We start from the raw sequence: 21,846 nt of genomic DNA, 5'->3' as shown, positions 1-21,846 counted from the left end.
AGAACCTTTCTGCGATTGTTTCCAAATATAAGATGAAGCCGCCCTGCTCCTTTATGCAATGCAGATGAAGTGATTGCGATGCAACAGGTGATGCTATGAAAATTGATGCTTGTATTAAAATGATTTTATGACAGCAGAACATCAGCGACTTTCAGAAAATGCAAATACATCTGTTCCACTTGAACGCTGGGGCCTTACCTCAGTGAACGGCAATGGGGAACTGTAAGAGAAGATTATGGTCCGTATGGTGATGCATGGGGTTATTTTCCATTTGAACATTCGCATTACCGTTCTTATTTATGGGGTGAAGATGGATTGGCAGGCATCTCTGATTATTTCCAAAATCTTTGTTTTGGTATTGCGTTGTGGAATGGGAAAGATGCGATTCTGAAAGAACGTTTATTTGGTTTGGGAAACTATGATGGTAATCATGGTGAAGATGTAAAAGAGTTGTATTACTATTTAGATAATGTGCCATCGCATTATTATATGGAGTACCTGTATAAATACCCCCAGCCTGCATTTCCATATAAAAAATTACTCGATGAAAATAAAAGCGGAGCCGTAATGAACCTGAGTATGAAATTTTAGACACGCCTGTGTTTAAGAACAATCATTATTTCGATGTGCTGGTAACCTATGCCAAGCAGAATGGAAATGACCTGTTTATTAAAATTGATGTAACCAACCGTTATCACCGTGCTGCTGATATTACCGTGTTGCCAACTTTGTGGTTTGCCAATAAGTGGAGCCACGATTCCAAAGAAATAAAACCGTCTATTGAATTTGTAAATGATTCCTGCATACATGCATGGCATTACCGTTTAGGGGATTATTATTTTTATTTTTCTGATGCTGATGATTTGTGGTTTACTGAAAATGAAACCAACACAGATAAAATGAATGGTAAACCTAATCCCTCCATATTTGTTAAAGATGCTTTTCATGATGCGGTCATTCACAACAAGTACAAAAAAGAGTTGAGGAAAAAGAAAACAGGAACAAAATCTTCGCCGGTTTATAATCTGAAATTGCAGGGACATGAAACCAAAACGATTTACTGCCGTTTGATGAATGGGTATACTGGTAATTCGTTTCATGAAGGATTTGAGTATTTGTTTACACAACGGAAGAAAGAAGCTGATGAATTTTACGATACCGTTATTCCGCAGTCATTAACAGATGAACAGAAAAATATTTCACGACAGGCGTATGCCGGATTATTATGGAGCAAACAATTCTATTCATTTGACACAGAAAAATGGATTGGGTCAAGTGATGGAATTACTCCCGTGAATGACGGGAAGAAATATGGCCGCAACAGCGACTGGAAACATTTGAAGAATGCGGATGTCATCTGCATGCCCGATAAATGGGAATATCCCTGGTATGCTGCATGGGATTTGGCTTTTCAATGTATATCGATGGCAGCAGTTGACCCTGTATTTGCCAAACACCAGCTCCTGCTCATTATGCGGGAATGGTATATGAAACCTGACGGCCAGCTTCCTGCTTACGAATGGAATTTCGGTGATGTAAACCCACCGGTGCATGCAATGGCTGCATGGGAAGTGTATAATATTGAAAAGAGAAAAACAGGAAGAGGCGATGTGCAGTTCCTGAAAAAAATATTTCAAAAACTGCTGATCAACTTCACCTGGTGGATCAACCGGAAAGATGATAATGGAAACAATTTGTTCCAGGGAGGATTTCTTGGGCTGGATAATATTGGTGTGTTTAACCGCAGTCATCATATACCGGGTAACTTTCAATTGGAACAGGCTGATGGAACATCATGGATGGGAATGTATGCATTGAACATGATGGATATTGCTGTTGAAATTGCCATGCATGATGATGCATTTGAAGATACCGCTACCCGTTTCTTTGAACATTTTGTATTGATTGCTGAAGCATTGAACAGCCATCATCTTTGGAACGAAGAAGATAAGTTTTATTATGATGTATTGTGCCTGCATGATGGAAGCAACCTGCCGCTGCGTATTAAATCAGCAGTTGGCTTAACCAGTTTATTTGCTGTATCAACGATTCATAAAAATGCATTGAGCAGGTTACAGGATTTCAGGAAACGCATTTCATGGTTTGAAAACTATCGCAAGGCAAATAAACTTTTCTGGCCCAATGAAGAAAAAAGTGATAGTGAAGAAATTCTTTTGTCGCTTGTGCCAAAAGAAAAATTAATCGCTATTCTCAGCCGTGTGCTTGACGAAAGTGAATTTTTATCTGTTGGCGGAATCCGTGCCTTATCAAAGGATCATGAACTGAATCCGTATTCAGTTGAACTGGAAGGGCAAACATATTCTATTCAGTATGATCCAGGTGATTCAACATCCGATATGTTTGGAGGCAATAGCAACTGGCGTGGCCCGGTGTGGATGCCATTGAATTTTTTAACCATTCAATCCATCAAACGCTTTGGTGAATTTTATGGTGATAGTTTATTGATTGAATATCCAAAAGGATCGGGTGTACAACTTAACCTGCAGCAGGTGGCTGAAAAAATATCCGGAAGGATCATTGACCTATTCAGCCGCAATGAAAAAGGCGAACGCAGAAGTTATGAGCAATACAACTGGTTTTATAAGCAACCCGGCAATGAACACCTGCTGTTGTTCTATGAATATTTTCATGGTGACAGCGGCAAGGGATTAGGTGCCAGTCATCAAACCGGATGGACAGCATTAGTAGCAGAGCTGATCAATGATTACGGGGATAAAAAACAATTAATTCAATTCTCCAGCCGGTTTGTGATCATCATACAGATCTCTTAATTTCAGCAGCTCTGCTTTCAGATTAAGAATGATTTTTTGATATACCGGTGAATGAATGAGATTTTTTTGTTCTGAAGGATCTATCGCCAGATCATACATTTCCCATTCGTTGACGGTATAGAAATAGATGAGCTTGTATTTATCTCCTCTTATTGCAAGATGTGGAATTACGGTATGATCTTTTACGTATTCATAATAATGGTAGTACAGATATTTCCGGGAGAGTGTTGTTTGTTTTGCAGTTAACAGAGGTTTTAAATTGATGCCCTGCATCGATGACGGAATTTCTGCACCTGCAATGGAAAGAATGGTTGGAGCAAAATCAATATTCTGTACCAGTGTGTTTGTAACTGCACCCGGTTTTATTTTTCCCGGCCAGCGGATGATCAACGGAGTTTTCATACTCACATCATACGCAAAACGTTTATCGAACCATCCGTTTTCACCTAAATAAAATCCCTGGTCACTCGTGTATATCACAGCTGTACTTGCAGTAAGTTTATTTTCATCAAGATACTTCAGCAACCTGCCAACGCTTTCATCTATTGATGCAACGCAGGAAAGATAATCCTGCATGTACCATTGGTATTTATATTTCAACAACTCTCTGCCCTTTGGTTTTTTCTCCTGCATGATTCTTCCTCTTTCTGAATAAATTTCTTTGAAGCGTTCCCGTTCAAACTCAGGCATTCGTTTCATGATGGCATTATACGTAGCAATATCTTCTGCGTCAGGAGTTAATTCAGGAATATCTTTTAAGTACTGCGGATCTATTTTCAGATCAGCACACAAACGCATATCAGGTAAAATGCTCATGGTCTGTATTCGCCATGCACTGCCACGGCTAACAGTGTCGGCATATAAGGTAGCAGGTTCAGGAAATGTTTTTGTATGATACTGTTCAAGGTATTTTAAAGCCGGAACAAAATTTCTGTGAGGCGCTTTGTGATGAAAGAATAAAGCAAAGGGTTTCTTTTTATCTCTGTTGACTAGCCAGTTGAGTACATCATCGGTAATTACATCGGTTGCGTATCCTTTTTCGGTAATGGTATCGCCGTTCATGGTAATCATTCTTGTATCATGATACTGACCCATGCCCGGTAATATTCTCCAGTAATCAAATCCTGTTGGGTAAGAATGCAAATGCCATTTACCTATAATTGCTGTTTGATAACCTGCTTTACCCAACAGGTGTGCGATGGTTGTTTTGGATGAATCAAACCTTGTTCGGTTATCTTTCACGCCATTCTTATGTGAATGCTGACCCGTTAACAATGTTGCTCTTACAGGTGAACAGATAGAATTCCCAACAAATGCTTTATTGAACCGCATGCCTTCTTTTGCCAGGCGGTCAATATTGGGTGTTTGGATAAATTGTTTGTTATAAGCACTGATAGCATCGTCATCATGATCATCACTCATGATATAAATGATGTTTGGCTTCTGCTGCGCAAAGGCAGAAGAACAGCAAAGCAAAAGAATGTATAAAAAACGCATGAAGGAAAGTTACAATAATTATTAGTATCAGTAGATTTGGAGAAATATTTTATATGGAGTTTGGGAGAATACCTGATGATGAACTGGATAGTAATGATTTTTCTTTGCCCGCAGAGCCTGCGTTTAATAAAAAAATATTGAAAGGCAAGCCTGTAAAAGATGCAAAAGTATATCTCGGCTGTGCCAAGTGGGGAAGAACAGAATGGGTGGGGAAGATCTATCCACCCAAAACAAAAGAGAAAGATTTTTTACAGCACTATGTGGAGCATTACAACAGTATTGAACTGAATGCAACACATTACAAAGTATATGGCGAACCCGGTACACGAAAGTGGGCAGAGAAGGCAAAGGGAAAAGATTTTAAATTCTGCCCGAAAATGTATCAGGGCGTAACACATCGTGGAAGTTTAAAAGGAAAAGATTTTATTACCAATGAATTCTTCCGTGGTATTGTTGGATTTGAAGAACACCTTGGTCCCATCTTCGTACAGGTGAGTGATACGTTTTCACCAAAGAGAAAGAATGAATTGTTTGATTATTTAAAATCACTTCCGACTGACTTGCAGTTTTTTCTTGAGGTACGTCACCCTGATTGGCTGGCGAAAGAAGATATCCGTACTGAAATGTTTACAACACTGAAAGAGATGAACATGGGTGCTGTGATCACCGATACAGCAGGAAGAAGGGATTGTGCACATATGCATTTAACTATTCCAAAAGCGTTTATCCGATATGTTGGCAACAGTCTGCACAAATCTGATTATACAAGATGTGATGCATGGGTTGAACGCATGAAGTACTGGTTAGACCATGGAATGGAAGAGCTTTATTTCTTTATGCATATGCATGATGAAGCAACATCACCGGAACTTACTGTTTACCTCGTTGATAAACTCAACAAAGAATGCGGATTGAATTTGATTAAACCAAAATTTATTGAAGGAGGTGTTTCAGAAAAACCGAAACCGAAGCAGAGAGGTTTGTTTGATTAACGCACTTCAAACAATTCATCCCATCTTGTCGTATACCTCGGACTGCGTAATTCCTGCCGCATCTTCCAATCCCTTGTTGTTCCGCTGGCGGCAAACTTCAGTACGTCATCCCGCTGACTGAAATTAATATTATCAATCATACTCATCAGCATGCGGCCATTGTTTTTTACCTCTGGTAAAAACAAATTTCCCTGGATGGATTCATCAGGAACAATACCACTTAACATCACTCCGGCTTTTTTATAACGCTGCCCTTTTTCAAATAACTGATCTACCAGTTCAACTGCCGGCTTGATTAATTCATTGGTAAACGAAGTGGCAACCGGAAGTGTAATATAACTGCTGATGGTGCCGGTCTTCTTAAAGCTGAGCATATGATCCTGGTCTTTTGTAACTACAAACACACTGATCACTTTTGCAGCGCTGTGCTGTCTTCTTAATTTTTCGGCAGCCCTTGAAGTATAGGTAGCAACGGCCTCTTTAATATCATTGATATCGCTTACCGGGCTGCCGAACATTCTTGTAGTAGCGATCATTTTTTTATTCACCAGCTCATCTTCCATGTCTTTTGATGGAATGCCTTTTAATTCTCTCGCCAGTCTTGCACCCACCACTCCACCAAGGTGCATTTTTGCAAACTCTTCACTCATTTTACTTAGCTGTAACGCATCATCAATGAACCATTGTTCTTTCAGTTTTTTTGCATACTGGTAACCGACACCCTAAATATCACCAACAGGTGTTCTTTCAAGTGCATCAGCGATTTTTTCATCTGTATCAAGCACCATCACTCCTCCTGTTTGCTCTTTGCTTTTTTTTGATAAACGATTGGCAACCTTTGCCAGCACTTTAGTTGGAGCCACACCAATGGAAACTTTAATACCTGTCCATTGTTCCACAGTTTCTTTCAGCTCTTTTGAAATGCGGTGCAGATCAGAAGCTGGAAAAATACTAAGATCCAAAAAAGCTTCATCAACAGAATATACTTCAACCTTGTGTTCCCCTAACAGTATCCGTAATGTTTCCATTACCCGCCAGCTCAGATCACCATATAAATTATAATTACTCGAAAAAACAGTTACTCCATGTTTTTGAATTAACGGCTTGGCCATGAAATAAGGCCCGGCCATTTCAACACCTAATTTTTTTGCCTCATCGCTTCTTGAAATAATACATCCATCATTGTTACTGAGCACAACAACAGGTTTCTTATCCAAATGTGGTTTGTATAAGCGTTCACAAGAACAGTAAAAATTGTTACAATCAATAATGGCGTAAAACCCTCCCCGCTCCCTGAAGGGAGAGCTTAAAGACTCCGAGGTTTGTAAAATATTTTTATTGCTCATACATCATTTTTTGGATACGATCAATCACAGTTTTCATCTCATTCAAAATATCAGCATTTGTAAATCGTATCACTTTGATATTGTTTTCTTCAAGAGCAATCTGCCGCTCTTTATCATGTTCTTTTACTTCTTTCACATTATGAATAGAGCCATCTGCTTCTATAACCAGTTTTAATTTGTGACAATAGAAATCAACAATATAAATGCCAATTGGATGTTGTCTTCGAAATTTATAACCGGATGGTTTTGTTTTTAGGTATTCCCATAATATTGTTTCTGCGTGTGTTTGCTGACTCCGTAACTCACGGGCCATTTCAAAAATTAATGGTGAAGCTTTGTAAAACATTGTTCTTTCCATATCATGATGTTAGCCTAAAGAAATGTTGATCGATCTAAGTCTCCCCTTTAGGGGGACAGGGGGTGAATAGAATAAACAACAACACCCCATAATTGAAAATCACTGAACTCAGCCAGATTAATGGATGGGTATCTCGGATTTTCAGGAATTAAAAAGGCCGATGAAAAGTTTTTATGAAAACGCCGAACCAACAGTTCGCCAGTCAGAACAGCTACAATAATTTTTCCACTGGCCAGTTTTAACGACCGGTCAACGATCAGGATATCATTATCAAACATCCCCGCCTCACGCATGGCATCACCTTTCATACGGAAGAAAAAGGTAGCCGGTTTGTTTTTAATGAGTTGTTCATTCAAATCAATGCCACGTTCAGCATAATCATCAGCTGCAGCACCAAAGCCGGTAGCATTGGCTGTTTTTACTTCCTGCTGCGAAAAGTTTTTGCTGCCTTTATAAGCAGCTCCGAAAAATTGTTCCCCGTCCATAGAAAAAAATTTGAGCTCTTCCAGCACCGGCCGAAAGAGAGGTGATCAGATATTTTTTATTTCAGGGTTTGTAAATAAGTTTTGTAAAACTAAAACTTTTAGTAATTTAGTGTTACGATTTTGAAGAATATTTTTTCCTCTTCAATAACCGACCGATACTTCAATAACCCCGTTCTGCTGGTAATTATCATAAACGCTGATGATTTTTCCATAGCAGAAGTGTACAACATTTTTCAATTATGAACTTCTTGCCCGGCCTCCCTCTCTTTTGAGAGGGAACGAGGGTGAGGCTAAAAAAATGGGTTATGCAATTACAATCAATTACAACATCAACCATTCCCGGTCACCGGGTGTACGAGTACTTACTCGTATTAAGCCCACATGAAGAGTTGTGGAACAGAATTATGAAAGTAAAAAATGAGTTTGCAAAAGAGTATCATTCTGAATATGCAAAACATGGCAAACCACATATTACGCTGGCAAATTTTCTGCAGTATGAAATGATGGAGGAGCGATTGGTCAATCGTTTAAAGATGGTTGCCATGGGTGCTGTTCCTTTCAAAGTGGAGTTGAGGGATTATGGAAGTTTTCCGAGTCATACTATTTTTATCAATGTAGTAAGCAAGACTCCCATTCAAACACTGGTGAAGCAAATCCGTACAGAAGCACAGCGGCTCATGAAACTGAATGATGATAACAAGCCGCATTTTATTCTTGAGCCGCACCTGACTATTGCCAGAAGATTATTACCCTGGCAATATGAAAAGGGCTGGCTTGAATACAGTAACAGGCATTTCACCGGAAGATGTATTGCGGATGGAATGCTGCTGATAAAAACCTGTTGGTGAAACCAGGTACCAGATCGTTCAGCGTTTCGAGTTTCAGAATTTACCGGTTACCACAAAGCAGGGTGAATTATTTATGTAACCTGCAATTGTAAAATCATTCAGCTTTCGTTGCGTCGCACACTTTAGGCGGTGAGGATTTCTGTTGATCATTTATTACAAACAAATCCTTCGTGCAAATCCATATAAATAGTGGCAATCATAAACAATAACCAACATGTCAGAAGAATTAAAACAGGATCACTTTAAAGTGCAACCAAAAAAAGAAGAAGCTTTCAACCCTCCCCTTGGGGGAGATGGAGGGGCTACCTCAAAGGACGTGGTGCACAGTTCAACACCAAAAACCGTTTTCTGAAAAATGAATCAACAAGAGAACACATTGAAGGAATTGATGATTGGGAAGAAACCAGTCTCAAAACACAATACATTGAAGTGGATTCAAAAACAATTGTCAACAATGTGGCAAGTCCTGATGTTGGCATGAGCTACAGTATGAATCCTTATGCCGGTTGCGAACATGGATGTATTTACTGCTATGCACGTAATGTACATGAGTATTGGGGTTACAGTGCAGGCGTTGATTTTGAACAGAAGATATTAGTAAAGAAAAATGCACCGCAACTGCTGCGTAAATTTTTAATGCACCCGAAATGGGATGCCACACCCATTATGCTCAGTGGCAATACAGATTGCTATCAGCCGGCCGAACAGAAATACCGTTTAACAAGACAAATGCTGGAAGTGTGTAATGAATTTAATCAGCCCGTTGGTATCCTCACGAAAAATTCATGGATACTGAAAGACAAAGATGTACTGCAGGAAATGGGGAAGAAGAATATTGTTTCGGCCATGGTATCCATTACATCCTTCAACGAAGATTTAAGAAGAGTGATGGAACCACGTACAACAACCGCCAAACAAAAATTAAAAGTCATTAACGAACTCAGCAGTGCCGGTGTGCGCATGGGTATTATGATGGGGCCAATGATTCCTGGGTTGAATGAACATGAAATGCAGCGTATTATGAAAGCAGCAAGAGATAATGGTGCAACGTTCACTGCCTACACCTTCATTCGTTTAAATGGAGCCATTAAATTATTATTTCACGACTGGCTGTATAAAAACTTCCCCGACCGTGCGGATAAAGTATGGCACCTTGTTGAACAGAGCCACGATGGAAAAGTAAATGATACACGATGGGGTGTGCGTATGCGTGGTGAAGGAAACATTGCACAGCTGGTAGCGCAGCAGTATAAAAAAATATGGAAAGCTCTATGGTATGAATGCAGAAGAATGGAGTTTGGACAGAGGTATTTTCAGAAGACCGGGACAGCAGGGGAGGTTGTTTTGAAAACATCGATATTTATGCTATGGAAAGGAAAAAAGATTACTGGCAACAAATTCAAAAGCTATTGGAAGAGGTATTTGGCTTTGCTAAGCTGTCTTCTCTTTCTAGTTGGAATGAATCAAAAGTCTTTGACGCTGATATTAATCTTTCAAGTAATTTACTTACAGGGTCTTCACATGAGGTTAACGATGATGTTGAATTAATACATTATACCACTACAAATGCATTATTTGAAATAATTAATAGTAAAAAACTAAGACTTACGAATGCTGGACAAACAAATGATCCACAAGAATTAATCTATTTTTTTAAACAACTCGGAGAACATATTAGCCCCAAATTAATTGAGCAGTCTAGTAATATGTTTGTTGCTTCATCTTGTCAGTATAACTCTTCTATTAAAGAGAAAGAACTCTTTAGTATGTGGAGAAACTATGGCGACAATGGAAATGGTGTTGGCATAGTTTTTAAACTCGCTAATCAAAATATTCAAAATAAATGGATCGACTCTGCACTGGGTAAAATTGACTATAGTACTGATAGTAAAAGCTTACAAAGTGTAAAGAACTACTTTTTGAGATTAAAGGAATTAAAAGATGTAGGCGAGTTTGCAATCAATAACCTTCCTAAAATAATAGTACAGCTTGCTTGTTTGAATAAATCTCCAATATGGGTAGAAGAAAATGAAGTTAGATTGTTTAAGTTTATTCAATGGGATAAGCGGAAGTGGAAGTACGAGAATAATGAAAGATCCTTTCAGAATCAAATCAGAGCAACTTGGAAAACAATGCTATAATATATTTTACCGAAATCGATTTAGATAATACGGTTCGATTAGAGCAAGCTAAGAAGATTGTGAAGCAGGCGAACAAGATAAACAGGCCAATGAAGTTTTCAGATGATGTTGCTTTTGATATTTATCCAGCTTTGACAATAGATAAAATTATTTTAGGATATAAAATACCAATAGAACAAAAAAATTGAAATAGTTGATGTTGTAAGACAATTAGCGTTTAAAAGTTTCAAAAAAACTTTACAATTTGAAGACTCTATTTTTACTGATTTTTTTAAATAGGCCAACAGATAATAAATCTGTAAATCATGTAACACCCGACTTGCAAAAAGCAACTTATTGATTCTTTAGAAAAGCAGGAGTGCTTCATTCGGGAAAAGGATAAAAATATTTTTTAAAAATTTCTTTCATAAAATTTGGCACTATCAAAAAAATAAATTCATCTTTGCAACGCAAATAAAAATTATAAAACAGAAACATGCTGAACATACAGTTACATATTGAAGCAGTGAATAAGTTTAGTCGCAGGAGCGATTATACTGTTTGCGGGGGCGTGTTACGCTGTAGAATAAGTTGAAGAAACAAATTCGCTATAACACAGGCCCCGCAAGAGATTGCGGGTTTTTTGTTTAACTACCTTAGCCCTGATGAAGGTGGATTAGAAATAATCGTTACGGATATTTTGTAAAGGCCGTTGCTGACAAATGAAAAACACTATTTAAAACAACGAATAAATGATCAGAACAAAACGACAGTACATACGATTGAGTTTAACACATGCATTTGAATCATCAGTGCATAGTTGTACTGCAGCCAAACAGGAATCGTATGCCCAATAGTTATATAAATGATTTTATTCATAAGCGACCGGATTGCATCCATACATAAACAGTTATGTATTGGATAACAGGGCCCGGTCGCAAAACGACCGGGCTTTTTGTTCGAAAAAGGAGGATGAAATGAAACTGAATGCTATTGTGTTGATTGTTCGACAGATTTTACAATTGATCAGCAACAAAAATGATGAAGATGATAACAAGAACGGTGTGAATGTGCAGGAGAATGTCATGCATCCTGCAGCACATCAGTTGCGGTAAGAAATTTAGGTGCAGAGGAGGGAAATAAGCGTACCCCGTGAGATGCAACGGGGCGCTTTTCCAAAAAACAATTAACTTAAATGAATAACAATGGCAAAGATTAAAATAACAGGAAAAGAATTAAGAGCTATTGGCTACCCGGAAGGACCGGTGATCAGCATAGCAATGAATGTGATGCAAAAAAATTACAAGCGTCACACAAAGGAGGAAGTAATGGATATATTAAAAGCAGTACTGGCATCGCCGGCAGAATATATGGATGATGCAATATTAACATCGATAGCAGAAAAGCTTTTACAAATAGCGGAGTCTGCAAAAGTCTCCCCCTCGGGGGGAGATTTAGAGGGGGCTTTGTCATTAAATCAAAGCGGTATTCAGTTCAATGTATTCGGAAGCGAACATATTGAAGAAGGAGCCATGCACCAGATGTACACCGCAGCAAAATTACCAATCGCAGTTGCAGGAGCGTTGATGCCCGATGCACATAGTGGTTATGGTTTGCCGATTGGCGGAGTACTGGCAACAGAAAATGCAGTGATCCCTTACGGTGTTGGTGTGGATATTGGCTGCAGAATGTGTTTGAGCATTTTTGATCTTGATCCGAAAGACCTTGTGCAGAAAGAAGCCTTCTTTGCAAGAGAACTGGGAGAAGCAACTTTGTTTGGAAGCGGTCAGCAGTTTGATCATGCCTCAAACCATGAAGTAATGGAGAATGAATTGTTTTATCAATTACCATTATTGAAGAATCTGCATGGCCGTGTATGGAAACAATTAGGTTCAAGCGGAAGTGGAAATCACTTTGCGGAATTTGGCGTGATTGAAATTGCAGAGAAGGATGAAGTGCTCGGTATTGATGCAGGAAAGTATATTGGTTTATTGTCGCACTCAGGTTCAAGAGCTTCAGGTGCTAACATTGCCAATCATTACACAAAGATTGCCATCAGCAAAAGACGTTTGCCGCAGGATGCAAAAAATCTTGCCTGGTTAACATTGGATGAAGAAGCAGGAATGGAGTATTGGTTGGCCATGAACTTAGCCGGTGATTATGCATCTGCCTGTCACCATATCATTCATGAAAAGATTGCAAAGCAGTTGGGACGAAAACCAATGAAGATGGTAGAGAACCATCACAACTTTGCATGGAAAGAAAAATGGGAAGGAAGAGATGTGATCGTTCACCGCAAAGGCGCAACACCTGCAGGTAAAGATGTACTGGGAATTATTCCCGGTTCTATGACAGCTGATGGATTTATTGTAAAAGGTAAAGGCGAATCAGCAGCAGTTAATTCTGCCAGTCATGGCGCAGGAAGAAAGATGAGCCGTTCAAGGGCAATGGCTTCTGTAACTGACAAACAGTTTAAAGACGAGCTGAAAAAGTTTGGAGTGAAATTGCTTGGCGGCGGATTGGATGAATCACCATTTGCATACAAGGATATTAACGAAGTGATGCAATCACAAAAATCTTTGGTTGATGTGGTTGGAAAATTTACTCCTAAGATTGTAAAAATGGATGGTGCCAAACACAGAAGCTGGAAGCAGAAAGACAAAGAGCAGGTGATGGGTGAATAGGATTCGTTTATTCAACTCCTGTTGCTGAAAAGCAGCAGGAGTTTTTTCAATATCTTCATTTCATGAAAACAATCGGACTTATTGGCGGCATCAGCTGGCTTTCCACAATCGATTACTATCGTTTGCTCAATCAAAAAATCAATGAACAGTTGGGTGGTGTACATTCTGCACAGATCCTGCTCAGTTCTGTTAACTTCGATGAAGTGAAACGGTTAACCCTTGCTGATGATTGGAATGGACTTGCCGGCATGATGAGTCGTGAAGCAAAACGGCTTGACCAGGCCGGAGCCAATTTTATATTAATTGGAGCCAATACCATGCACAATATTGCAGATGCTGTGCAGGCATCCATCAACATCCCTTTAATTCATATTGCAGAGGAGGCAGGCAAAGAAATTGTAAAGCTTCAATTAAAGAAAGTGGCATTGCTTGGTACGAAATATACCATGCAGCTTGATTTTTATAAAAACAAACTGGCAGAACAGGGAATTGAAACCATCATCCCCAATGAAGCTGATATTGAATACATCAACACTGCTATTTATGATGAAATGGGCAAGGGTATTTTTCTTCCTGAACGGAAACAGGGATTCATCCGCATCATCAATCAACTCAAAGAACAGGGAGCCGAAGGAGTGATTCTTGGGTGTACTGAAATTCCTATTCTTATTCAACAGAACGACAGCCCCATTCCGGTTTTTGATACAACGGCTATTCATGTAAATGCAGCTGTTAATGTTGCATTAGGCTGATTCTACCGTAAAGCAGTTTTAACGACCCTTTTTGTAAAAAACCCTTCACATATAAATAAACCTTCGTTTCTTAGCCGTTCATTTAATCATGTAATATGAAGAAAATCATTGCTATGCTGGTAAGCATCTGTCTTACCACCGTTCTTTTTGCTCAAAGTAAGTATAATCATCGTGAAGCATTTCATCCGTTCTTTTATCCATATCCCGGAACTGAAATCAGGAGTGCAAGTGGCGAACCCGGACCAAAATACTGGCAGAACAAGGCCAATTATTCTATCCAGGCAACGATCAACCCTGATGATCACAGTATTAAAGGAACCGTTGCAATTAATTATATCAACAACAGTCCCGATCAGTTACGGTTTATCTGGCTGCAGTTAGATCAGAATATCTACCGCAAAGATTCACGTGGTTCTGCAACAACAACTACACAGGGTGGGCGCTGGGCCAACGGACAATTTACAGAAGGAGATGAAATCAAATCTGTAAAACTGGAAGTAAACGGAAAACTCATTGAACCAAAGTTTTCAATCACTGATACACGTATGCAGGTTTGGTTGCCAGAGGCATTAAAGAATAATAGTGCTGCTGCAAAATTGTTATTGAATACCAGTTTGCTGTTCCTGAATATGGAACCGATCGTATGGGGAGGCTGAAACAAAAAGATGGCTGGATCTACGAAGTGGCACAATGGTTTCCACGTGTATGTGTGTATGATGATTTATTGGGATGGAACACCAATCCTTATCTCGGTGCAGGAGAGTTTTATTTAGAATATGGTGATATTGATTATGCAATTACTGCTCCGTCAAAAATGATTATTGTAGGAAGCGGTGAATTAACCAATCCGCAGGAATGTTTAACCGCTGAACAGTTAAAACGCTGGAACGAAGCAAAGAATAGTGATAAAACCGTGATGATCCGTACGGCTGATGAAATAAACAGTGCTTCTTCAAGACCGGGCAATCCTTTCACAACATGGAAATTTAAATGCATTAATACAAGAGATGTGGCATGGGCGGCAAGTACAGCCTTCATTTGGGATGCAGCAAGAATTAATTTACCAAGTGGAAAGAAGTCAATGGCAGTTAGTGTATATGCAAAAGAAAGTGCAGCACGTAAGGATGGGAACGATTGGCGCCGTTCAACTGAATTTACAAAGGCATGTATTGAGTTTTACAGTAGTTACCTATTTGAATTTCCTTATCCTGCTGCAACAAACGTAGCCGGTATTGTTGGTGGAATGGAATATCCCGGTATTGTGTTTTGCGGAGCAGGAGCAACAGAGGGTGGATTATGGGGTGTTACAGATCATGAGTTTGGACATACCTGGTTCCCAATGATTGTGGGAAGCAATGAACGTAAATATGCATGGATGGATGAAGGTTTTAATACATTTATTAATATCCTTTCCGGCGAAGCATTTAATAATGGTGAGTATAGTGATCCGCCAGGTGTTGGTGGTATGGCAGGTTATGTATTTGGGGATAATATGGATGGGTTATTAAATACACCCGAAGTTCTTCAACAGCAAAACCTTGGTGTAGCTGCCTATTTCAAACCGGGGATGATGCTTTATGTTTTACGTACTGAAGTGTTGGGTAAGGAAAGGTTTGATGCCGCCTTTAAAGAGTATGTAAGAAGATGGGCATTTAAACATCCAACAGCATGGGACTTTTTTCATACAATGGAAAATGTTGCAGGAGAAGATCTCAGCTGGTTTTGGAGAAGCTGGGTGATTAATACATGGAAGTTTGATGTGACAGTGAAACAGGTATCAGCTATTAAAGGTGATGTGAAGAATGGAACAAGTATTACCATTCAGTTACTGGAGAAAATGCCGATGCCTGTAACGGTTAAGATCACCGATGTAAATGGTGATGTACAAACCCTTCAGTTGCCGGTTGAAATATGGCAGCGTGGAGATACATGGACTTTCCCTGTACTTACAAAAGCTGAAGTAAGAGAAGTGGTGGTTGATCCTGAGAATCATCTTCCCGATATGAACCCTGCTAATAATTTATGGAAGAAATAAATTGTTTTTCTTACTGCAATAAAAAATGCCACGTTATACAACGTGGCATTTTTTATTGCAGAGAGCTTACAGATTGATATTGAAAATACTGCTGATGATAAAACCATTGTTATGCTGAAAAACATTTCTTCCGCTTACTTCTCTTGATAATTGAACAACCTGGCTGAGATAACCCCCTTCTATTCTGCACACAGGATTAAAACGGTAACCCAGTAAAAGACCAAACCTGTTTTGATCGAAAATATTTTCATTTACATTTTTACCGAAGCCAATCAGGATTTCATCGTAAGCAGCTATATAAGGCTCTTTATCTTCCAGTGTTTTTCCTTTTAATGATTGCTGTAAACGGAGCATATAACGGGCCCTGTTCATGAACATCCATTGATCAGGTTTTGTTGATGCAGCGGACAGGTAACGTGGAAGCCATCTTTGTTCCAGCATGATACGGTGACTGATATCCAGTGTTCCACTTCGCTGTGTAAGTGTTGCCATCTCATACATACGATGTTCGCTGAAGGTTTTTCCAAATGCATTCACTGGATAATCGCCATACGGATACGTTTCTGCCCATGCATATCCAATGCGGAGGATAGCGCTATTGTTTGCTTTATAATTTATGCCGGTTCGGAGTAAACTTTGCTGCCAGTTACTGATATAATTTTCTCTGCGCCACTGGTATTCAAGATGAGCACTCCATTTTTTATTAAAATTGATTGTACCTGTTGTTGTGTACCAGCCAATACTGTTATTGTCTCTTATTCTATTATTCTGTGCAGAGGCGTTTAATGCCGTTACTAAAAAAATGATAGCTGTAATAATTGGAATGATCTGTTTCATGGGCAGCAAAGTTAATTGCAAATGTTTATACAAGCAGATCACTGAGTTTCATTTCTTCAAGAACATCACGAACAGAAACATTGTCTTTCTTTTTCCATTTTATTAAACGGATCATTCCTTCTGCCAGTTCTATGCCGGTAATATCTCCATCACTGAAACAGCAGCAGCCCGTATTAAAGTAAAATGGTTTCATATTGATATAATTGCCACTTACATAATCATATTCCTGCTGACGGAACTGTATTTCTGCATTCAGTTTTTCTGTCGCAGTTTCATCCTTATTCTCTCTTGCCTTCATCAGTTGTTTGTATAAATGTTCAAGATGTGTCAGTGAAGCAAATACGGGTTGATGTGTATGTCCGGTAATTAAAACAGGATTGTTTTCAAGTTTACTCCATTCATACATAAAACGGTTATGAGTTGTTTTCAGTTCTTTGCTGGATGATGGAGTGTTGGGATTGAGGTGAAGGTAACTTTGCAGCGGAGCCCAGATTGTGCCAACAAACCATGCACTGAAAGGATTTCCATCGCTTTGTCCATCACCCTGGTGCCCATGTGTAAGAAAAAAGGGAAGCACAGTATTTTCAATATGTACATTTAATAAAACCGCTTCATAAATTTTTACCGGCTCACCATACATACTCATTAGCTGCAATCCTGCAAAGGGATCATTATTCCAGTATGTATCATGATTACCAAATACTTTGGTAAAACGTTTTGCAGCTAAAAATTTTTTCTCTGCTTCAGTTGTGATTTTATTCTTTGATTTAACGGGCCACACTGTATTTTCCCAGAGTTCTTCACTGTCGCCCAGAGAAACAAAATGAAAATCCTTCTGATGATAGTAATCCAGTGCAGCGAGGTAATTAGGTTCAGCAATCATGAAATCGTCACTTCCGTTTTTTGCTCCTTTATGCTGATCGCTGAAGATGATGAAACGGTCGGTTGAAGGATTCATATCCATTACCAATCCTTTTTTACCCGGATGCCGAAGGCTGTGCTCATAAAGTTTTGTGAGCGCAGTATGCACACGTTCAGTATCGGGTTTGCTGGAACATTTATTTGCCAGCCAGATGACAGGTTTGGTTAAGATGATGTGCAGAAATCGGCGCATGGTTAAAATTAGGGAACAGTTGTGTTTCTTCACACAAATAAAAATTTCAGTTACTTTTACCGTAATCAATTTCTATGCAGTACATCATTGATCAGATCGCCTCTTTATATTCATCGAGGTTTAACGTAAATCCCGAACATATTGAAAAGATTCCGCAGAGTGGAAGTGACAGGGTGTATTACCGTGTTACCGGGCCTGTTACCTGTATTGCAACAGCCAGTAAGAATATCAGGGAGAACCAAACTTTCTTAAAGTTCAGTGAGCATTTTAAATCACACGATTGCCCGGTTCCTGAAATATTTTTGGTGAATGAGGATGAAACTATTTACCTGCAGGAAGACTTTGGTGATGTTTCTTTATTAAATGTGCTGGAACAAAATGGGTATCATCACCATGCGTACAGTCTTTTTCAACAGGCCCTGCAAAGACTTGCTTATATGCAAATCAGGGGGCAGGAAAACCTGAACTATGACTGGTGCATTACCTCAAAAGAATTTGGTAAACAGGCAATCCTTTCAGATTTGCTCTATTACAAGTATTACTTTCTTGATACTTTAAAGATTCCTTACGATAAAGAAAAACTGATTGATGATTTTGATGCATTGAGTACTTATCTCACCCATGTGGATCATAAGTATTTTATGTTTCGTGATTTTCAAAGCAGGAATGTAATGGTTAAAAATGACCAGGTTCATTTCATCGATTACCAGGGCGGGATGCTTGGCGCTTTGCAGTATGATGTTGCTTCCTTACTGTGGCAGGCAAAAGCAGAACTACCCGATGAGTGGAAAAATAATTTACTGGATTATTATATGGATTGTGTGGATGAAGTGCTTCATACAAAAATTGACCGTACCAGGTTTGTAAGCCAGTACAATGGCTATGTGCTCATCCGTTTACTGCAGGTATTAGGTGCTTATGGCTTCAGAGGTTTGTTTGAACGCAAAGCACATTTTTTAACCAGCATACCCATTGCATTACGTAACCTGAAATGGTTTTTAAGTAACAAGCGTGTGGGTATCAGGCTGCCTGAGTTTGAACGTATGCTTGGCTTGATGGTGGAAGAAGAAGTGATTCACCGCTTTGAACCAATGAAAGCAACGGAAGATACTCCGCTGGTTGTACGCATTAATAGTTTCTCCTATAAACTGACGGGTATACCAACAGATGAAACAGATAATGGTGGCGGCTTTGTGTTTGATTGCAGAAGTATTTTGAACCCCGGACGATTTGAAGAATATAAAACACAAACCGGAAGAGATAAGGATGTAAAAGATTTCCTGGAACAGCAAACAAGAATGCCGCAGTTTTTAAACAGCATTTATAACCTTGTTGATATTGCTGTGGAAGATTATATGAAACGGGGTTTTGCCAACCTGCAGATCAGTTTTGGATGTACCGGTGGTCAGCACAGAAGTGTGTATGCAGCTGATGCACTGGCAAGGCATATCAAAAACAAATATGGTGTAAAGATTGAACTGAAACATTTGATACAGGATGCAAAGAACTGGATCAATCAAACCTATTAAGCCCCCAGCCCCTAAAGGGGTGTAAATACAATAAACTTTACAGTAATGAATGTTACGCTTAATGAAGATGTTACAAGTTCCCCTTTAGGGGGCGGAGGGGGCTTAAGGCGATGATTTTTGCAGCAGGGCTGGGCACAAGGTTTAAACCATGGACAGACAAACATCCCAAAGCATTGGCATTAGTGAATGGAAAAAGTTTGCTGCAACGGAATATTGAATACCTGCAGAAGTACGGAATTACAGATGTGGTGGTGAATGTGCATCATTTTGCCGATCAGATTATTGATGCTGTTGAAAAAAATAAGGGATGGGGAAGTAATGTACTCATCAGTGATGAACGAAATGAAGTACTTGAAACAGGAGGAGGATTATTAAAAGCAAGACCATTACTTGATGGTGATGAACCTTTTGTAACGATTAATGTTGATATACTCACCAATCTTCATTTAGACAAACTGCTTGCATTTCATCAACAGCATAAACCACTCATTTCATTTGCAGTAACGAACAGGAAGACAGCGAGGAATTTTTTGTTTGATGAAGAAACTAAACTATGCTGATGGAGAAACAATGTAACAGGTGAAGAGAAAGGGCCGCATCTTCTGTCTGCTGAAACTAAAGCTAAACATTTAATTGAAAAAGCATACAGCTGCGTGGTGGTATTTGAGCCAAAAGTTTTCTCACTCATCCGGCAAACAGGAAAATTTTCTTTAACTGAAACCTATTTAGACCTGGCAAGAGATCACCGCATACTTGGCTATGATCATAGTGGTGATGTTTTAGTTGATGTGGGTAAGCTGGACAGCGTTGCTGTGGCAGAATCATTTTTTGTTTAGCCACGAACCAGCCTGCCGGTTGGCAGGTTACACGAATCTGCACGAAAAGAATTCCATCTTCGTAAACTAACTCTTCTTTTTTTCTTCTTAGAGCCTTCGTGTCTTTGTGGCAACAGCCTTACACTTTGATATAGATCTTCTTTTTGTCCAGCCAGTAACAGATGGCCCAGTACATCACAATCATACAGAGGGCATAAAACAAAGAACCATTCTCGGGAATGCCCGGAATGAGTTTGCATATTTTTTCATAGAACCATCCAAAGGGGCTTAAATATTTCGGGATTCCTTCTGCATTGATTCCGTTTGGTATACGAATGAGGCCGAGCAGCCGTGGAAGAAATCCACTCAATACAAAAATGAACAGTGGATTTTTTCCAAACACATCAAAGAATTTGGTGAGCCATCCTGTTGCCTGTTTAAATTCTATAAAATAAATCATGGTGGCAATCGTATAGATGGCGAGCCCGGTTGTGTATACGGTATAAGAACTGGTCCAGATTTTTTTGTTAATTGGGAAGACCATGTCCCAGATAAAACCGGTGATGATGAGTAAGGTGGCTATTACAAATAGTGATGCAATCATTTCAAAGGTCTTACCCTTCTTCTGAATATAATCACCAACAAGATATCCAAAGATCACCTGTACAATGGCTGCAAATGTGCTCATCAATCCTTCGGGATCAAAAGCAAGCCCCTCTCCTTTATACATGTGTGCTTCACCTAAAATTGCTTTGTCGATATCAGTACCAAACCAGCCTTTCAAACTGTAAGGATCGCCGGGAGTTCCCAAGAGAAGGGAAAGCATCCAGTAAAACAGCAGGAGTACAGCAGCAAAAACAAAAGCCCCCTTCTGTTTGAAATAATAAACAATCACCGATGCAAAGAAGTAACAGACAGCAATACGCTGCAGCACACCAAAGATGCGCAGGTTATCGAGTGTTTTGAATGCAATATGATCTCCGCTCCATTTGATAAAAGGGCTCCAGTGTAACAACAGACCGATGATAAAAATGAGGAAGGTTCTTTTTACTACTTTTTTCCAGAAAATTAAATCACCCCCCTGCTGCAAACGTGGCACTACAAAGGACATGGCATTGCCAACAGCAAACAGAAAGAAAGGGAATACCAAATCAGTTGGGGTTAAACCATGCCAGGGAGCATGTTCTAAAGGAGCATAGATATGTGCCCATGAGCCGGGGTTATTGACAAGGATCATTAAAGCAACCGTGGCACCACGAAATACATCGAGGGAATAAAATCGTTGATTCAAAGCAGGAAGTTTGAATTAAATGTAGGAAAATGTAATGAGCCTCACTGCTATTTATCAACGCAACGTTGATATTATTTTTTTAAGATTGGCAGTCAACCTTTAAATTGCAGCCTTAACTGACACTGAAGGAAGACACTTAACTGGTTGAGATGGGGAATAGAAGAGATAAAGCCTTTAAAGTCATATATTTGCAACCATCAAAAGGGTGCATATGCATTTATGAAGTGTAATGGTGAAACCGGAGCAATCAACAACAAATTTCTGCCTTTGGCAGAATTCTATAAAATAATGGAAGGGTAAATAAGCCTTACAGGCTTGTTTGCCTTTTTTATTGCTATACAAACCAATTTT

Annotated in this window: 15 protein-coding genes and 5 pseudogenes; 12 read left to right on the top strand and 8 right to left on the bottom strand. The window is 39.3% G+C overall.

The genetic code is table 11. The features are described 5' to 3' along the window. Positions 1-127: 127 nt before the first annotated feature. A pseudogene (locus IPK31_05610) lies at positions 128-2,792 on the top strand (glucosidase). Here the strand turns inward: IPK31_05610 and IPK31_05605 are convergent. After that, the gene (locus IPK31_05605; protein MBK8087451.1) at positions 2,745-4,289 is read right to left on the bottom strand and encodes a sulfatase; all 1,545 of its coding nucleotides are present in this window, start codon (positions 4,287-4,289) and stop codon (positions 2,745-2,747) included. The pseudogene IPK31_05610 and the gene IPK31_05605 overlap by 48 nt on opposite strands. 53 nt (positions 4,290-4,342) lie before the next feature. Between IPK31_05605 and IPK31_05600 the strand changes: the two genes are divergently transcribed. Next, positions 4,343-5,281, top strand: coding sequence for a DUF72 domain-containing protein (locus IPK31_05600; GenBank protein ID MBK8087450.1), 939 nt, complete (start codon positions 4,343-4,345; stop codon positions 5,279-5,281). Here the strand turns inward: IPK31_05600 and IPK31_05595 are convergent. The 4 genes from IPK31_05595 to umuD all read right to left on the bottom strand — a co-directional run bounded on the left by IPK31_05595 (position 5,278) and on the right by umuD (position 7,470). Continuing rightward, positions 5,278-5,931, bottom strand: coding sequence for a DUF4113 domain-containing protein (locus tag IPK31_05595; GenBank protein MBK8087449.1), 654 nt, complete (start codon positions 5,929-5,931; stop codon positions 5,278-5,280). The two genes, IPK31_05600 and IPK31_05595, sit on opposite strands and share 4 nt — an antisense overlap. Positions 5,932-6,003: 72 nt before the next feature. Further along, positions 6,004-6,627, bottom strand: coding sequence for a hypothetical protein (locus IPK31_05590; protein MBK8087448.1), 624 nt, complete (start codon positions 6,625-6,627; stop codon positions 6,004-6,006). After that, the gene (locus IPK31_05585) at positions 6,617-6,985 is read right to left on the bottom strand and encodes an endonuclease domain-containing protein (GenBank protein MBK8087447.1); all 369 of its coding nucleotides are present in this window, start codon (positions 6,983-6,985) and stop codon (positions 6,617-6,619) included. Before IPK31_05585 ends, IPK31_05590 begins: the two co-directional genes overlap by 11 nt. A 47-nt stretch (positions 6,986-7,032) precedes the next feature. Continuing rightward, the gene (gene umuD, locus IPK31_05580) at positions 7,033-7,470 is read right to left on the bottom strand and encodes a translesion error-prone DNA polymerase V autoproteolytic subunit (protein MBK8087446.1); all 438 of its coding nucleotides are present in this window, start codon (positions 7,468-7,470) and stop codon (positions 7,033-7,035) included. A 305-nt stretch (positions 7,471-7,775) separates the two neighbouring features. Between umuD and IPK31_05575 the strand changes: the two are divergent. The 8 genes and pseudogenes from IPK31_05575 (at position 7,776) to IPK31_05540 (ending at position 15,909) form a co-directional block, all read left to right on the top strand. Further along, positions 7,776-8,397: pseudogene (locus tag IPK31_05575) on the top strand (2'-5' RNA ligase family protein). Positions 8,398-8,532: 135 nt separating this feature from the next. Then, positions 8,533-9,666: pseudogene (locus tag IPK31_05570) on the top strand (PA0069 family radical SAM protein). 19 nt (positions 9,667-9,685) lie between these two features. Further along, the gene (locus IPK31_05565; protein ID MBK8087445.1) at positions 9,686-10,459 is read left to right on the top strand and encodes a DUF2971 domain-containing protein; all 774 of its coding nucleotides are present in this window, start codon (positions 9,686-9,688) and stop codon (positions 10,457-10,459) included. Beyond that, entirely contained in the window at positions 10,441-10,647 is a 207-nt protein-coding gene (locus IPK31_05560; protein ID MBK8087444.1) for a hypothetical protein, read from the top strand. The genes IPK31_05565 and IPK31_05560 overlap by 19 nt, the downstream gene beginning before the upstream one ends. 681 nt (positions 10,648-11,328) lie before the next feature. After that, positions 11,329-11,553: a hypothetical protein gene (locus tag IPK31_05555; GenBank protein MBK8087443.1), complete on the top strand. Its 225-nt coding sequence runs from the start codon at positions 11,329-11,331 to the stop codon at positions 11,551-11,553. Between the two features lie 90 nt (positions 11,554-11,643). After that, a complete protein-coding gene (locus IPK31_05550; protein MBK8087442.1) occupies positions 11,644-13,122 on the top strand; it encodes an RtcB family protein in 1,479 nt (492 codons plus the stop codon). A 62-nt stretch (positions 13,123-13,184) separates the two neighbouring features. Beyond that, positions 13,185-13,874 (top strand): aspartate/glutamate racemase family protein, encoded by a 690-nt coding sequence (locus IPK31_05545; GenBank protein MBK8087441.1) that lies wholly within the window; start codon positions 13,185-13,187, stop codon positions 13,872-13,874. A gap of 95 nt (positions 13,875-13,969) precedes the next feature. Next, positions 13,970-15,909: pseudogene (locus IPK31_05540) on the top strand (M1 family peptidase). 66 nt (positions 15,910-15,975) lie between these two features. On the opposite strand, the gene IPK31_05535 reads toward IPK31_05540, so the two are convergent. Both IPK31_05535 and IPK31_05530 read right to left on the bottom strand, forming a co-directional pair. Further along, entirely contained in the window at positions 15,976-16,746 is a 771-nt protein-coding gene (locus IPK31_05535; protein MBK8087440.1) for a DUF2490 domain-containing protein, read from the bottom strand. 25 nt (positions 16,747-16,771) lie between these two features. Next, on the bottom strand, positions 16,772-17,860 hold the full coding sequence (locus IPK31_05530) for a metallophosphoesterase (GenBank protein ID MBK8087439.1): 1,089 nt from the start codon (positions 17,858-17,860) through the stop codon (positions 16,772-16,774). Positions 17,861-17,934: 74 nt separating this feature from the next. On the opposite strand from IPK31_05530, the gene IPK31_05525 reads away from it, so the two are divergent. After that, positions 17,935-19,389, top strand: coding sequence for a phosphotransferase (locus tag IPK31_05525; GenBank protein ID MBK8087438.1), 1,455 nt, complete (start codon positions 17,935-17,937; stop codon positions 19,387-19,389). A 110-nt stretch (positions 19,390-19,499) separates the two neighbouring features. After that, positions 19,500-20,225 (top strand): annotated as a pseudogene (locus IPK31_05520) (NTP transferase domain-containing protein). A 118-nt stretch (positions 20,226-20,343) separates the two neighbouring features. Here the strand turns inward: IPK31_05520 and IPK31_05515 are convergent. Continuing rightward, a complete protein-coding gene (locus IPK31_05515; protein MBK8087437.1) occupies positions 20,344-21,495 on the bottom strand; it encodes a DUF1624 domain-containing protein in 1,152 nt (383 codons plus the stop codon). Positions 21,496-21,846 lie beyond the last annotated feature (351 nt).

The organism is Chitinophagaceae bacterium (assembly GCA_016713085.1).
Classification (GTDB): Bacteria; Bacteroidota; Bacteroidia; order Chitinophagales; family Chitinophagaceae; genus Lacibacter.
Note: the sequence above shows the minus strand (reverse complement) of the source record. Positions and strands in the feature narration are given on the sequence as shown.

What these genes read in the sequence shown, in the direction of transcription:
- IPK31_05605 (MBK8087451.1), bottom strand. Translation starts at nt 4,289, where the DNA reads ATGCGTTTTTTATACATTCTTTTGCTTTGCTGTTCTTCTGCCTTTGCG.
- IPK31_05600 (MBK8087450.1), top strand. Translation starts at nt 4,343, where the DNA reads ATGGAGTTTGGGAGAATACCTGATGATGAACTGGATAGTAATGATTTT.
- IPK31_05595 (MBK8087449.1), bottom strand. Translation starts at nt 5,931, where the DNA reads ATGAGTGAAGAGTTTGCAAAAATGCACCTTGGTGGAGTGGTGGGTGCA.
- IPK31_05590 (MBK8087448.1), bottom strand. Translation starts at nt 6,627, where the DNA reads ATGAGCAATAAAAATATTTTACAAACCTCGGAGTCTTTAAGCTCTCCC.
- IPK31_05585 (MBK8087447.1), bottom strand. Translation starts at nt 6,985, where the DNA reads ATGGAAAGAACAATGTTTTACAAAGCTTCACCATTAATTTTTGAAATG.
- umuD (MBK8087446.1), bottom strand. Translation starts at nt 7,470, where the DNA reads ATGGACGGGGAACAATTTTTCGGAGCTGCTTATAAAGGCAGCAAAAAC.
- IPK31_05565 (MBK8087445.1), top strand. Translation starts at nt 9,686, where the DNA reads ATGGAAAGGAAAAAAGATTACTGGCAACAAATTCAAAAGCTATTGGAA.
- IPK31_05550 (MBK8087442.1), top strand. Translation starts at nt 11,644, where the DNA reads ATGGCAAAGATTAAAATAACAGGAAAAGAATTAAGAGCTATTGGCTAC.
- IPK31_05545 (MBK8087441.1), top strand. Translation starts at nt 13,185, where the DNA reads ATGAAAACAATCGGACTTATTGGCGGCATCAGCTGGCTTTCCACAATC.
- IPK31_05535 (MBK8087440.1), bottom strand. Translation starts at nt 16,746, where the DNA reads ATGAAACAGATCATTCCAATTATTACAGCTATCATTTTTTTAGTAACG.
- IPK31_05530 (MBK8087439.1), bottom strand. Translation starts at nt 17,860, where the DNA reads ATGCGCCGATTTCTGCACATCATCTTAACCAAACCTGTCATCTGGCTG.
- IPK31_05525 (MBK8087438.1), top strand. Translation starts at nt 17,935, where the DNA reads ATGCAGTACATCATTGATCAGATCGCCTCTTTATATTCATCGAGGTTT.